Raw genomic sequence first — 14,206 nt, 5'->3', positions numbered from 1 at the left:
GAACAGGTGCGCGGGGATGGCCCCCACGCCCGCGCGCCGTGCGAGGATTGCCCGGTGCCGCGCCGCGTGACCGCTGAACTGGACCTCGATCTCGGGGCATCCGTCGACCTCATCTTCCAGATCTCCGCCGCCCAGGGGGTCCCTCTGCTGAGCGAGGACCTGACGTTCTCGCAGGGTGATCGCGTGTACACGCCCACCGAGATCGTCGACCAGTCCGGCAGCCGCCTTCACCGCGTCACCGGCGAGCAGGGCCCCCTGACGGTGCGGTACGACGCCGTCGTCGCCGGTCCCGCGCAGAGCCCCCGCACGAGCGACCTCGAGACCATCACCTACCTGCGCCCGAGCCGCTACTGCCAGTCCGACGAGGTGTTCTCGCAGGCACGTCGCCAGTTCCGCGGGCTCGCCGGTGAAGAGCTGCTGACCGCGGTGTCGTCGTTCGTGGCATCCACCGTCACCTACACCCCGGGCCTGAGCCTCGGCACCGACAGCGCGGTCACGACGCTCATGACCGGCCAGGGCGTGTGCCGCGACTACGCCCACGTCGTCATCGCGCTCCTGCGGGCGATGGACATGCCGGCACGGTATGCCGCGTGCTACGCCCCCGGCCTCGAGCCGATGGACTTCCACGCCGTCGCCGAGGCCTACATCGACGGCGCCTGGTACGTCGTGGACGCGACCCGTCTCGCGGATCGCCGCTCGCTCGTCCGCATCGCGACGGGGCGCGACGCCGCCGACTGCGCCTTCCTCAGCTACCACGGGGGATACGTGGGGCTGGAACGCCTGCACGTCGACGCGGTCTTCGACGACGAGACTCCGGATGCCACGACCCCCGACGACCACGCCGCGCTGGTGCAGATCGGCTGACGCGCTCCGCGGTCGCCTCCGGCGGTTCGTCGTCACGGAGGGGGTCCCGCCCCGCTCCGCCTAGACTTGCAGGGTTATGGATCCCGCAGCCCTCTCCGCAGCCCTCCTCGTCGTCATCGCCCCGCTCGCCGAGGCGCGACGAGAGGGCTCCTCGGCGGGGATCACCGCCGCCGACCTCCCGCTGGAGCGGCCGAAGAACCGCGACCACGGCGACTGGGCGTCCAACGCGGCACTCAAGCTGTCGAAGGTCGTCGGAGCGAACCCGCGCGAGTTCGCCGCGGAGATCGCCGCCGGTCTCGAGGCGGTCGACGGCGTCGCGAGCGTCGAGGTCGCCGGCCCCGGCTTCATCAACATCCGACTGGATGCCGCTGCCGCCGGCGCGCTCGCGAAGGTCATCGTCGAGCAGGGCGCCGCGTTCGGAACGAACGACTCCCAGCGCGGGAACACCATCAACCTCGAGTTCGTCAGCGCGAACCCGACCGGACCCCTGCACATCGGCCACACCCGGTGGGCGGCTCTCGGCGATGCCATCGCCCGCGTGCTGCTCGCGAGCGGTGCGACGCTCGTCCGCGAGTTCTACATCAACGACGCCGGCGCCCAGATGGAGCGCTTCGGCCGCTCCGTCGTGGCCGCGGCGCACGGCGAGCCGACCCCCGACGACGGATACGGCGGGGCGTACATCGGAGCGCTCGCCGAGCGGGTGCTGGCGGAGCGCCCCGACCTGCGCGATCTCGATCGCGCCGAGCAGGTGGCCGTCGCCACCGAACTGGCCTATCGCTTCCAGCTGGGCGAGATCCAGGCCTCTCTCGAGCGCTTCAACGTCCACTTCGACGTCTGGTTCTCCGAGCGCACGCTGCACGCGCACGTCGATGCGCAGCCGAGTCTCGTCGACGAGGCGGTCGACCGTCTGCGCGAACAGGGCCATGTCTTCGACGACGAGGGCGCCGTCTGGGTGCGCACCACCGATTTCGGCGACGACAAAGACCGCGTCATCCGTCGCTCCAACGGGGAGTACACGTACTTCGCCGCCGATGCCGCCTACTACCTCAACAAGGGCGACCGCGGCTTCGCGCACAAGATCTACCTCCTCGGCGCCGATCACCACGGCTACGTCCACCGTCTCAAGGCGCTCGCCGGCGCCGCGGGCGACGACCCCGAGAAGGACATCGAGGTGCTCATCGGACAGCTCGTGTCGATCAACGGTGCCAAGCTGTCCAAGCGCGCGGGCAACATCATCGAGCTCGACGACCTGCAGCAGTGGCTCGGCACCGACGCGCTGCGCTACTCGCTCGCACGGTATCCGGCCGACTCGCCGCTGACGCTCGACCCCGAGATCCTGCAGAAGCGCACCAACGACAACCCGGTCTTCTACGTGCAGTACGCCCACGCGCGCACGCACAACGTCGCACGCAACGCCGCCGACTCGGGTGTCGACCGCTCGGAGTTCGCCCCGGAGCTTCTCGATCACGAGACCGAGTCGGCGCTTCTCGGAGCCCTGCAGGAGTACCCCCGGGTCGTCGCGTTCGCCGCCGAGGTGCGCGAGCCGCACCGCGTCGCGCGCTACCTCGAAGAGCTCGCCGGCCTGTACCACCGGTGGTACGACAACTGCCGCGTCATCCCGCTCGGTGACGCCCCGGTCGAGTCGGTGCACCGCACGCGCCTGTGGCTCAACGACGCCACCGGTCAGGTGCTCCGCAACGGCCTCACGCTGCTCGGCGTCGGCGCTCCGGAGCGGATGTAGTCCATGACGGACGCGGATGCCGTGGCCCCCCGCCGCCGTTCAGGTCGATGGATCGCGATCCTCCTCGTGGTCGTCGTGCTGCTGGCGGGTGCCGTGGTGGCCGCCGAGTTCATCGCACGCTCCCTCGTGACGAACACGGTCCGCTCGCTGGTCGTGAAGAACGTCGGCCTGGCCGACGACCAGAACCTCGACGTGTCGGTGAGCGGAATCGTGCTCCCGCAGCTGATCGCAGGGCGCCTCGACGACGTCACGGTCAGCTCGGACGACGTGACCTTGGGCCCCATCACCGGTGACGTCCTCGTGGAGATGCAGGGCGTGCCGGTGTCGGGTGAGGGTCCTGCCGACGGAGGATCGGCCTCGGTGCGTCTCGATGAGGAGCAGTTGCGGGCGCTGCTCGCGCAGATCCCCGATTTCCCGTCGGGCACGGTGGCGATGGCCGCGCCCGATCTCACCTTCACGAACGAGCTGTCGCTCTTCGGCGTCGGCATCCCCGTGGGCGTCTCGGTCACCCCGGGCGCAGCGTCCGGCGACCTGACCCTCACCCCGACGTCGTTCGAACTCGGCGGCAACACCATCGACGCCGACACGCTGCGCGCGCAGTTCGGCGGCGTGGCCGACGCGGTCCTCGGCCCGCAGAGCCTGTGCATCGCCGATCGCCTCCCGGCCGGCCTCACGCTGACCTCCGCGACGGTGCAGGGCCAGAGCCTCGTGGCCGCCTTCGACCTCGCGGGCGGCATCCTCGACGACCCCGCGCTGCAGGCCGACGGCTCCTGCAGCTGACCGGCCGCGCATCGCGATCACCGACCGCGTCACCCGTCCTCCGCGTCGGTGAGCGCGACCGCCGACCGGCGTGAGCCTGCCTATGGTCGGGGTCGACGGACGGATGCCGCGACCGCGGCGCGTCATGAGGAGGTCGGCATGTCCGCGGTGTCACGTCGCAGGGTTCTCACCGCAGGCGCGTGGACGATTCCAGTTCTGAGCGTGAGCGCGGCACTGCCTGCGCACGCGGCGGCGAGCCGGACCGACCGCGTGACGCTGACGTCGTCCCGCGCGGCCGCCTACCCCGATGAGACGGCGACCGTGAGGGTCACGAGTATCGACGCCGATGGACGGCCTCGCGCCGGCGACGCCGTGTCCCTCTCGCTGGACGACCCCGCCCGCGCGATCATCGAACGACCGACGGGCGTCACGGACTCCTCGGGCGCGTACACGACGTCGGTGCGCGTGCGCACCGATGCCGCCCCCGGGAGCCTCGGCATCACGGCATCCACGTCCTCGGGGGCGACCAGCACGGCGCTCGAGGTGCGGGAGGCGACCGTCATCCGGCATGACGAGACGGGCGCCTCGACCCGCGTCCTCGCGCTCGCGCACGGGTATCAGGACGACATCGCGACCGTCGAGAACCGGGGCTTCGCACACAGCGATCTGCAACCCACCGGACGACACGTGCGGGCGAAGCAGGTGCTCCAGGTGGAGGTGCCGGACGGGGCCCCGGCGACCCTGTCTCTGGCGATCGGCGCGCGCGGGCCCTGGAAGGCGTTCAACGGCGGCACGGGCACCGATCTCTCCGTGACGACGTTGACGACGGGAAGTCAGAGCATCACCGCCGCCCAGGACGGAATCGTCTACGTCATCAATCACTCCGACAGCCAGGCTGTGGAGCTGACGGTGTCGGGCGGCTCCGCGCAGCCCGTGTGGGTGAAGGACCGGACGACATCGGCTGAGTTCGCCTCCCGACTGGCCGCGTCGTCGGTACCCGTCGTCACGCTCGTCGGCGACCGGGTGTTCGTCGACGTCCAGCGACGGGTGATCGACGACATGGCCGCCCGGAACGTCGCATGGGATCCCGCCGACACCGTGGCGCGGCTCGATCGGGTGCTCTCGTCGACCTGCGACGTCTACGGGTTGAGCTATGCCGCGGTCGGGGTCGGACGCAAGCACGCCGGTCGCGTGTATTTCAGCGGAGCGGACAGCGGGGCGGGGTGGGCCTTCGCGACGAGTCAGTGGCTGTGCTTCCAGGTCGACACGGGTGCCAGTGAGGCGCTGCTCGCCGACTCCGACTCGTGGGGCATCTGGCACGAGGTCGGACACACGTTCCAGACCCCGTCGTACACGTGGAGCGGACTGGGTGAGGTGACGGTCAACATCTCCTCGCTCGCCCTCCAACAGCGTCATACCGGCCACCACCGTCTGGACGAGTGGCCCGAGGCCGAGGACCGGATCGCGCGGTACTTCGCCCAGGCCGTCGGGGACCGGAGCTTCGCGCAGCTGACGGACGAGGATCCGTTCTATCCGCTCTTCCTCTTCGATCAGCTCCGGCAGTCCTTCGGCGAGGGGTTCTATCCGGCGGTCGATCAGGCGTACCGCGTCCGACGGATCCGCGGGCTGTCGATGCCCTCTTCCGACCAGGACAAGAAGGACCTCTTCGCCCAGGTGGCCTCCCAGGTGGCCGAGCGCGACCTCGGCCCGTTCTTCACCGCGTGGGGCGTTCCGATCACGTCAGCGGTTCTGACGACGTTGAGCGCGCATCCCGCGCTGCAGAACCAGATCTGGACCGCCATCGACTCCCGAGACGCGCACCGCGAGCGGGACGCGGGGTACGACCTCCCCATCGGCACGCTGACGGCGGAGAACGTGAGCCTGTACCTGGGCGACCGCACGGCCTCGTCAGGCGAGGTGACCGGTCTGTCGACGCTCGCCGGGTCGACGAGCACCCTCGTCGCGCGCGAGTCCGTCGCGATCAACGTCGGTTCGATGGAGGGGCGGCTTCTCGCGATCCTCCAGTCATCGGATGCCACGCGGGAGGCGCTGACGCGGACGGTTCCGGTCACCGTCACCTCGGCGCTCGGATTCGTGGGCATCTACGACGTCCGTTCCGGATGGATCGGCATGAGCCGAGACGGGAAGCGCCTCGTGGTCACCTCGACCGGTGTCGCCCCGCACGACTACTACTTCACGGGGAAGCTGTACTACCAGGTCGCTCTGCAGAACGCGCGGGGCCGGACGCTCGTCACGGTGACCGTGAACGGAGACGACACCCACGACAAGGTCGTGACGGCGCTCGACGGCATGTCGGTGTCGAACGGGTACCGGCTCCTCGTCACCGCCGCGGAGCCCTCCCGGGTGCGCGTCTACGCGGACAGCGTGCAGACCGGGTCCCTGTCCATGACGCCTCAGACGCTGACCATCCGCGGGGGGCGGTTCGTGGTCTGACGGCCGCCCGGAGCCCGGCGGCTGCGGACGCGGGGCGGCGCCACCGGACACGGGAAGGGAGCGGCATACGCGGTGCCCTAGACTGATCGGGCTGCCCGCCGCGTGACTCTCCGCGGGGGTGGCAGCCGTGATCCGCGGCCGTCGCGTCGCCGCAAAACCCGATTGGTCCCTCTGTGTCCGCCTCGCACTCCGCGCTCGTGCCCGAGTGGCTCACCACTCCGGCCGAAGCGAACGAGCTCGTCGCCCCCGTCTGGCCCGCGTCCGCTCGTCGCGTCGACGACGGCTCCGTCGAGATCGGAGGCGTCTCCGTCTTCGATCTGCGTGACCGCTTCGGCACCCCGCTGTACGTCCTCGACGAGGACGAGGTGCGCGAGCACGCCCGCCGCGCCCGCGCCGCGTTCGACTCGGCGGCGGCGCGTCACGGGATCCGGGCTCGCGTCTACTACGCCGGAAAGGCGTTCCTGTCGACCGAGGTCGTGCGGTGGGTCGTCGACGAGGGACTCTCCGTCGACGTGTGCACGCGCGGCGAGCTCGAGGTCGCCCTCGCCGGGGGAGCAGCCCCCGCGCGCCTCGGCTTCCACGGCAACAACAAGAGCGTGCGCGAGCTGGAGCGCGCGGTCGAGGTCGGCATCGGCTCGGTCGTCGTCGACAGCCCCATCGAGATCGAGCGCCTGGCCGCGATCGCCGAGCGCCGCGGCGCCGTGCAGTCCGTGCTCGTGCGCGTTCGCACCGGCGTGCACGCCGAGACCCACGCGTTCCTCGCGACCGCGCACGAAGACCAGAAGTTCGGCTTCTCGCTCGACGGCGCGGCCGAGGCCGTCGCGCGCATCCGCGAGCTCACCAGCCTGCGCTTCGTCGGCCTGCACGCCCACATCGGCTCGCAGATCTTCGACTCGTCCGGATTCCGCGAATCGGCCGCACGCCTGGTCGACCTGCACGCCGACCTGCTGGCCGGGGGAGAGATCCCCCTCCTCAACGTCGGCGGCGGCTTCGGCATCTCCTACACCTCGGTCGACGACCCGAAGCCCATCGAGGAGATCGCCGACGGCATCCTGGACGCCATCGCCGACGAGTGCGCCGTGCGCGGCATCCCGATGCCCGACGTCGCCACCGAGCCCGGTCGTGTCATCGTCGGCCAGGCCGGGGTGACGCTGTACGAGGTCGGGACGGTCAAGACGGTCACGGCCGCCGAGGACCTCGAGCGCACCTACGTCAGCGTCGACGGCGGAATGAGCGACAACGCCCGCCCCGCTCTCTACGGCGCCGATTTCTCCGCGCGCATCGTCTCGCGCACGAGCTCCGAGACCCCGGCGCTCTCGCGCGTCGTCGGCCACCACTGCGAGTCGGGTGACATCGTCGTGGATGCCGAGTACCTCCCCGCCGACGTCACACCGGGCGACCTGCTGGCCGTGCCCGCCACCGGCGCCTACTGCTTCTCGCTCGCGAGCAACTACAACTACACGCCCCGCCCGCCCGTCGTCGCGGTGCGCGGGGGACAGGCCCGCGTGATCGTGCGCGGGGAGACCATCGACGATCTGCTCTCGCGCGACGCCGGCATCCCGGCATCCGCCCCCACCGCAACACCCCACGGAGACACCGCATGACCGACTACCGCACGCTCCGCGTGGCGCTCCTCGGCGCCGGCGCCGTCGGCTCGCAGGTCGCCGACCTGCTGCTCAAGCACGGCGACGAGCTCGCCGACCGCGCGGGCGCCAAGCTCGAACTCGCCGGCATCGCCGTGCGCAACGTCGACTCCAAGCGCGACGCCGACCTCCCGCGCGAGCTCTTCACGACGGATGCCGAGACCCTCATCGTCGGCAGCGACATCGTGATCGAACTCATGGGCGGGATCGAGCCGGCCCGCACGCAGGTGCTGCACGCGATCGCCTCGGGCGCCGACGTCGTCACCGCCAACAAGGCGCTGCTCGCGACCCACGGCTCCGAGGTCTTCGAGGCCGCCGACCAGGTCGGCGCCGAGGTGTACTACGAGGCCGCCGCCGCCGGTGCCATCCCGATCATCCGCCCGCTGCGCGACTCGCTCGCCGGCGACCGCGTCGTGCGCATCATGGGCATCGTCAACGGCACGACGAACTACATCCTCGACCGCATGGACACCGAGGGCGCCGACTTCGCCGATGTCCTGGCCCAGGCGCAGCAGCTCGGGTACGCCGAGGCCGACCCCACCGCCGACGTCGAGGGCTACGACGCCGCGCAGAAGGCCGCGATCCTCGCGAGCCTGGCCTTCCACACGACGGTTCCCCTGGATGCCGTGCACCGAGAGGGCATCACCTCGGTCGACGCCGCGATGATCGAGTCCGCTCGTCACGCGGGGTACGTCATCAAGCTGCTCGCCGTGTGCGAGCGTCTGACGGCCGCCGACGGCTCGGAGTCCATCTCCGTGCGCGTCTACCCCGCCCTCGTCGATCGGTCGCACCCGCTCGCCAGCGTCCACGGCGCCAACAACGCCGTCTTCGTCCAGGCCGAGGCGGCCGGCGACCTCATGTTCTACGGCGCGGGCGCCGGCGGCGTGCAGACGGCCTCCGCCGTGCTCGGCGACGTCGTCTCGGCGGCGCGCCGGCACATCGCCGGAGGCGTCGGGGTGGGCGAGTCCACGCGCGCGAACCTGCCGGCCGTGCCGATCGGGCACGTCATCACGCGTTACCAGATCACGCTCGAGGTCGACGATCAGCCGGGCGTGCTGGCGACCGTCGCCGGCATCCTGAGCGAGGGCCGCGTGTCGATCGCGACCGTCGAGCAGACCGTGATCGAGGCGGACGAGAACACCCAGACCGGCGGTTCCGCCCGGCTGGTCATCGGAACACACAAGGCCCGCGAGCAGGACCTGAGCGAGACCGTCGAGCGTCTCGCCGCGAGCGGCGTCGTCGAGCGCGTGGTCTCCGTGCTGCGCGTGGAAGGGAACTGACATGGCTCACCTCTGGCGCGGAGTCCTCCGCGAATACGCCGACCGTCTGGGTGTCACCGACGCCTCCACCGTGGTCACGCTCGGCGAGGGCGGCACACCCCTCATCCCCGCCCCGGCGCTCTCGCGCCGAACCGGCGCCGACGTGTGGGTCAAGTTCGAGGGCATGAACCCCACCGGGTCGTTCAAGGACCGCGGCATGACCGTGGCGCTCTCGCGCGCCGTCGAGCACGGCGCCAAGGCCGTCATCTGCGCCTCCACCGGTAACACCTCGGCCTCCGCCGCCGCCTACGCCGCGCACGCCGGTATCACCGCCGCGGTGCTCGTGCCCGAGGGCAAGATCGCCATGGGCAAGCTGAGTCAGGCGGTGGCGCACAACGGCCGTCTCATCCAGATCCGCGGCAACTTCGACGACTGCCTCGAAATCGCGCGGGAGCTCGCCGATCACTACCCGGTGCACCTCGTGAACTCGGTCAACCCCGACCGCATCGAAGGGCAGAAGACCGCGGCCTACGAGGTCGTCGAGCAGCTGGGCGATGCCCCCGACTTCCACTTCATCCCCGTCGGCAACGCCGGCAACTACACCGCCTACTCGCGCGGCTACCGCGAGGAAGCAGCTCGCGGCGTCGCGACGAAGGTGCCCCGCATGTTCGGTCTGCAGGCAGCCGGGTCCGCGCCCCTCGTGCGCGGCGAGGTCGTGAAGAACCCCGAGACGATCGCCAGCGCGATCCGCATCGGCAACCCGGCGTCGTGGGAGCTCGCTCTCGAGGCCCGCGAGGCCACCGACGGCTGGTTCGGCGCGATCGACGACGAGGGCATCCTCGAGGCGCAGAAGATCCTCGCGGGCGAGGTCGGCGTCTTCGTCGAGCCCGCGTCGGCTATCAGCGTCGCGGGTCTGCTCAGCCGTGCCGAGGCGGGCGTCGTCCCGTCGGGTGCGAAGGTCGTGCTGACCGTCACCGGGCACGGCCTGAAGGACCCGCAGTGGGCTCTGCGCAAGGCCGACGGCACGACGGTCGAGCCGACCGTGGTCGACGCCGCCACCTCGGAGGTCGCCTCCGTGCTCGACCTGCAGCCGGTGACCGCGTGAGCTCAGGCCCCGGTCGCCGGGTCGCCGTCCGCGTTCCCGCCACCAGCGCGAACCTCGGTCCCGGCTTCGACACCCTGGGCCTGGCCCTCAGCGTCTACGACGAACTCGTCGTCGAGCAGCTCGACGGCGACCGCCTCGAGATCGAGGTCGAGGGGGAGGGGACGGCCGACGTCCCCCGCGACGCGTCGCACCTCGTCGTGCGCGCGATGGCGCACACCTACGCCTCGGTCGGCCGCACCCTTCCCGGTCTGCGGCTGAGCGCACGCAACGTCATCCCGCACGGGCGCGGCATGGGCTCGTCCGGTGCCGCCGTGGTGGCCGGCATCCTGGCCGCCACGGGCCTGCTCGAGGGGGAGGTCGCCTTCAGCGACGTCGACCTCCTGCGCCTGGCCACCGAGATGGAGGGCCACCCCGACAACGTGGCCCCCGGACTGTTCGGCGGTCTGACCATCGCCTGGATGGATGCCGAGGGCCCGCAGCACAAGCAGCTCATCGTGCACCGCGGTGTCTCGCCGCTGGTCTTCGTGCCGAGCTTCACGATGTCGACCGCCGTCGCGCGCAGCCTGCAGCCGCTGCAGGTGCCCCGCGAGGACGCCGTGTTCAACGTCTCGCGTTCCGCCCTGCTGATCGCGGCGATGACGCAGAGCCCCGAGCTGCTGATGGCGGCCACCGAGGACAAGCTGCATCAGAACTACCGCGCCCAGGCGATGCCCGAGACCGACAGGCTCGTGCGGGCGCTGCGGGCCGAGGGCTATGCGGCGGTGGTGTCGGGGGCGGGCCCCAGCGTGCTCGTGCTCGCGGACGGGCCCGGACAGCGACTCGCGGCGGCGGATCTTATGGCATCCGTCGTCGACACCCCGTGGCAGGCCCTCATGCTCGCCGTCGACGTCAAGGGTGGTACAGTGAAAAACGCAGAGGGTTCCGCGTAAATTCGCGAATCTGAGCCTCTGCACACCTGCGAAATCCGCAACACATCGCGAACCCGGTATCGGCTGCAGTCTTCCGAACCGCTGGTGTCTCTTCGTCTGCGTTCTGCATGGCGAAGCGCGATCTGATCACGTTTCATTTTCTGAGGAGCACTCGTGGAGTCCATCTCCGAGACCCAGCCCGTCGACGCGCCCGAGAGCGCGGAGAACCCCGCCGAGGAGCAGCCCACGGCTGCGGCGGACGGCACCGACACCGCGGCGGCCGACGCGCCCGCCGCCGACGCACTCGAGGCGGACGCCACCGACGGCGAGGGCGCTGACGCCCCGGCCGACGACGCCGCCGCCGACGCGCAGCCCGAGGCGCTGTTCCCGGCCGATGCCGTCGAGACGCCCGCCGAGGAGCCGGCGGCTGACGCGCCGGCCGCGGACGAGCCGACCGCGGATGCGCCGGCTGCTGACACCGCCGCGGCTGCGGACGCCGCCGCCGCCGACGCGCCCGCCACGGAGGAGCCGGCCCCGGCCGAGAAGCCCGCCCGCGCCCCCCGCAAGCGCGCGCCGCGCCGCGCCAAGAGCGCAACCGCCGAGGAGAAGGCCGCCGCCGAGGCCGCCGCTGCCGAGGCTGCCGCTGCCGAGGCCGCCAGCGCGCCCGCCGACACCGAGACCACCGCGCCCTCCGACGAGGCCGCCGCGGAGGCCACGGCATCCGAGGCTCCGGCATCCGAGGCTCCGGCCGCCGACGCCCCGGCCGAGGAGCCCACCACGCCCGTCACGAACGCCGCCGACGTCGCCGCCGACGCGGCGCCCGATGCCGACGCCGAGAACGCGACCGAGCAGTCGGAGCAGGCCGCCGACGCGAGCGACTCCGCCGAGCAGACCGACGAGACCCCCGCTCGCGGTCGCGGTCGGAGCCGGTCGCGCAACCGCAACCGCAACAAGGCCGACGCCGCCGAGAAGAACGACGCCGCGGCCTCCACGTCCGCCGACGAGGCCGAGGCGCCGACGCAGAGCGGCCAGCGCGACGCGGGCTCGCAGAGCGGTCAGCGCGAGAACAGCGGCCAGAACGGTCAGCAGGCCCAGCAGCAGCAGGGTCCGGCGAACAGCCGCAACCGCCAGCGCAACAAGCGCCGCGGGCAGAACACGACGGGCGACGAGTTCGAGACCGAGATCGGCGAGGACGACGTCCTCGTCCCGATCGCCGGCGTCCTCGACGTGCTCGACAACTACGCCTTCGTGCGCACCACCGGCTACCTGCCCGGTCCGAGCGACGTCTACGTCTCGCTCGGCCAGGTGAAGAAGTACAACCTGCGCAAGGGCGACGCCGTCGTCGGCGCCATCAAGCAGCCCCGCGAGGGCGAGCAGCAGGGTCGCCAGAAGTACAACGCCCTCGTGCAGGTCGACTCGATCAACGGGCTGTCGGTCGACGACGCAGCCGCCCGTGTCGAGTTCAACAACCTCACGCCGCTCTACCCGCAGGAGCGCCTGCGCCTCGAGACCGGTCCCGAGAAGCTCACGCAGCGCATCATCGACCTGGTCGCCCCGGTGGGCAAGGGTCAGCGCGGTCTCATCGTCGCGCCCCCGAAGGCGGGCAAGACGATCGTGCTGCAGCAGATCGCCAACGCGATCGCGCACAACAACCCCGAGGTCCACCTCATGGTCGTGCTCGTCGACGAGCGCCCCGAAGAGGTCACCGACATGCAGCGCACGGTGCGCGGCGAGGTCATCGCCTCGACGTTCGACCGTCCGGCGGAAGACCACACCACCGTCGCCGAGCTCGCCATCGAGCGCGCCAAGCGTCTCGTGGAGCTCGGTCGCGACGTCGTCGTGCTGCTCGACTCGATCACCCGTCTCGGCCGCGCGTACAACCTCGCCGCCCCCACCTCCGGCCGCGTCCTCAGCGGTGGCGTCGACGCGTCGGCGCTGTACCCGCCGAAGCGCTTCTTCGGCGCCGCGCGCAACATCGAGAACGGCGGATCGCTCACGATCCTCGCGACCGCGCTCGTGGAGACCGGGTCGAAGATGGACGACGTCATCTTCGAGGAGTTCAAGGGCACGGGCAACAGTGAGCTGCGTCTGAACCGCCAGCTCGCTGACAAGCGCATCTTCCCGGCCGTCGATGTCAACGCGTCGAGCACCCGCCGCGAAGAGATGCTGCTCTCGCCCGACGAGGTCAAGATCACCTGGAAGCTCCGCCGCGCCCTGGCCGGTCTCGAGCCGCAGCAGGCTCTCGAGGTCGTGCTCGGCAAGCTCAAGGAGACGCAGTCCAACGTCGAGTTCCTCGTGCAGATGCAGAAGTCGATCCCGGCGCCCGCGCGCGGCGGTGACGACAACAGCATCCGCTGATCGGGGGAGCTGGCGCGATGGCGGAGCCCGCGATGTTCGAGTCGGTCCGCGGCCTGCTCGAGGAGCACAAGGCCGTTCAGGAGGAGCTCTCCGACCCGGCCGTGCACGCGGACGCCGCGCGCGCCAAGCGCGTCAACCGGCGCTATGCCGAACTGTCGCGGATCGTCGCGGCCCACGAAGCGTGGACCGCGGCGTCCGACGACCTCGACGCGGCACGCGAACTCGCCCGTGAAGACGAGGCCTTCGCCGAGGAGGTCCCCGCCCTCGAGGAGCGCGTGGCGCAGACGCAGGAGCGCTTGAGGCGCCTGCTCATCCCGCGCGACCCCGACGACGCGCGTGACGTCATCATGGAGATCAAAGGCGGCGAGGGGGGAGCGGAGAGCGCCCTCTTCGCGGCCGATCTGCTGCGTATGTACCTGCAGTACGCGGCATCCATGGGGTGGAAGACGGAACTGCTCGAGCGCACCGAATCCGACCTGGGCGGGTACAAAGACGTCCAGGTCGCCATCAAGGGCTCCTCGAGCGATCCCGCGCAGGGCGTCTGGGCGCACCTGAAGTACGAGGGCGGCGTGCACCGCGTGCAGCGCGTGCCCGCGACCGAGTCGCAGGGCCGCATCCACACGTCGACGACGGGTGTTCTCGTCTTCCCCGAGGTCGACGAGCCCGAAGAGGTCGCGATCGACCCCAACGACCTGAAGATCGACGTCTTCCGCTCCTCGGGACCGGGTGGGCAGTCGGTCAACACGACCGACTCCGCGGTGCGCATCACCCACGTGCCCACGGGCATCGTGGTGTCGATGCAGAACGAGAAGTCGCAGCTGCAGAACCGCGAGGCCGGCATGCGCGTGCTGCGCGCCCGGTTGCTCGCCAAGCAGCAGGAGGAGCGCGACGCCGTCGCCGCCGACGCGCGGCGCTCGCAGATCCGCGGAATGGATCGCTCCGAGCGCATCCGCACATACAACTTCCCCGAGAACCGCATCGCGGATCATCGCACCGGGTACAAGGCCTACAACCTCGACCAGGTGATGGACGGCGCGCTCGGCCCGATCATCGAATCGGCGATCATCGCCGACGAAGAGGCGCGTCTCGTCGCCCTCGCCGACGGCTGACCTGCC

The 14,206-nt window shown here is 71.0% G+C and carries 10 protein-coding genes; all 10 read left to right on the top strand.

All coding sequences use genetic code 11. The features are described from left to right. The first annotated feature begins 54 nt into the window (after positions 1-54). The gene (locus AB0230_RS01660; protein WP_366373573.1) at positions 55-864 is read left to right on the top strand and encodes a transglutaminase family protein; all 810 of its coding nucleotides are present in this window, start codon (positions 55-57) and stop codon (positions 862-864) included. A 76-nt stretch (positions 865-940) separates the two neighbouring features. Beyond that, positions 941-2,605, top strand: a complete 1,665-nt coding sequence (locus AB0230_RS01655; protein WP_366373571.1) for an arginine--tRNA ligase — start codon at positions 941-943, stop codon at positions 2,603-2,605. A gap of 3 nt (positions 2,606-2,608) precedes the next feature. Beyond that, positions 2,609-3,385 carry a DUF2993 domain-containing protein gene (locus AB0230_RS01650; protein WP_366373569.1) on the top strand — a complete coding sequence of 259 codons (777 nt, stop codon included), beginning with the start codon at positions 2,609-2,611 and terminating at the stop codon, positions 3,383-3,385. A gap of 201 nt (positions 3,386-3,586) precedes the next feature. After that, positions 3,587-5,818: a M60 family metallopeptidase gene (locus AB0230_RS01645; protein ID WP_366373567.1), complete on the top strand. Its 2,232-nt coding sequence runs from the start codon at positions 3,587-3,589 to the stop codon at positions 5,816-5,818. A 173-nt stretch (positions 5,819-5,991) separates the two neighbouring features. Further along, positions 5,992-7,422, top strand: coding sequence for a diaminopimelate decarboxylase (gene lysA / locus AB0230_RS01640; RefSeq protein WP_363392780.1), 1,431 nt, complete (start codon positions 5,992-5,994; stop codon positions 7,420-7,422). After that, complete coding sequence (locus AB0230_RS01635; protein ID WP_363392777.1) at positions 7,419-8,741, top strand: homoserine dehydrogenase; 1,323 nt, start codon at positions 7,419-7,421, stop codon at positions 8,739-8,741. Before lysA ends, AB0230_RS01635 begins: the two co-directional genes overlap by 4 nt. Before the next feature lies 1 nt (position 8,742). Next, on the top strand, positions 8,743-9,825 hold the full coding sequence (thrC, locus tag AB0230_RS01630; protein ID WP_315993188.1) for a threonine synthase: 1,083 nt from the start codon (positions 8,743-8,745) through the stop codon (positions 9,823-9,825). Then, positions 9,822-10,754, top strand: a complete 933-nt coding sequence (thrB, locus tag AB0230_RS01625) for a homoserine kinase (protein WP_315993187.1) — start codon at positions 9,822-9,824, stop codon at positions 10,752-10,754. The genes thrC and thrB overlap by 4 nt, the downstream gene beginning before the upstream one ends. Before the next feature lie 153 nt (positions 10,755-10,907). Beyond that, positions 10,908-13,091: a transcription termination factor Rho gene (rho, locus tag AB0230_RS01620; protein ID WP_366373565.1), complete on the top strand. Its 2,184-nt coding sequence runs from the start codon at positions 10,908-10,910 to the stop codon at positions 13,089-13,091. Positions 13,092-13,123: 32 nt separating this feature from the next. Beyond that, entirely contained in the window at positions 13,124-14,200 is a 1,077-nt protein-coding gene (gene prfA, locus AB0230_RS01615; protein WP_363578941.1) for a peptide chain release factor 1, read from the top strand. The last annotated feature ends 6 nt before the right edge of the window (positions 14,201-14,206 follow it).

Origin of the sequence: Microbacterium sp. NPDC089190, assembly GCF_040701795.1 — a bacterium.
GTDB classification, from domain to species: Bacteria; Actinomycetota; Actinomycetes; order Actinomycetales; family Microbacteriaceae; genus Microbacterium; species Microbacterium galbum.
This window is presented reverse-complemented; position numbering and strand designations above follow the sequence as displayed.

Bases quoted from the DNA above. Each gene is read 5' to 3' on its own strand.
- AB0230_RS01655 (WP_366373571.1), top strand. From the start codon at position 941: ATGGATCCCGCAGCCCTCTCCGCAGCCCTCCTCGTCGTCATCGCCCCG.
- AB0230_RS01650 (WP_366373569.1), top strand. From the start codon at position 2,609: ATGACGGACGCGGATGCCGTGGCCCCCCGCCGCCGTTCAGGTCGATGG.
- AB0230_RS01635 (WP_363392777.1), top strand. From the start codon at position 7,419: ATGACCGACTACCGCACGCTCCGCGTGGCGCTCCTCGGCGCCGGCGCC.
- thrC (WP_315993188.1), top strand. From the start codon at position 8,743: ATGGCTCACCTCTGGCGCGGAGTCCTCCGCGAATACGCCGACCGTCTG.
- prfA (WP_363578941.1), top strand. From the start codon at position 13,124: ATGTTCGAGTCGGTCCGCGGCCTGCTCGAGGAGCACAAGGCCGTTCAG.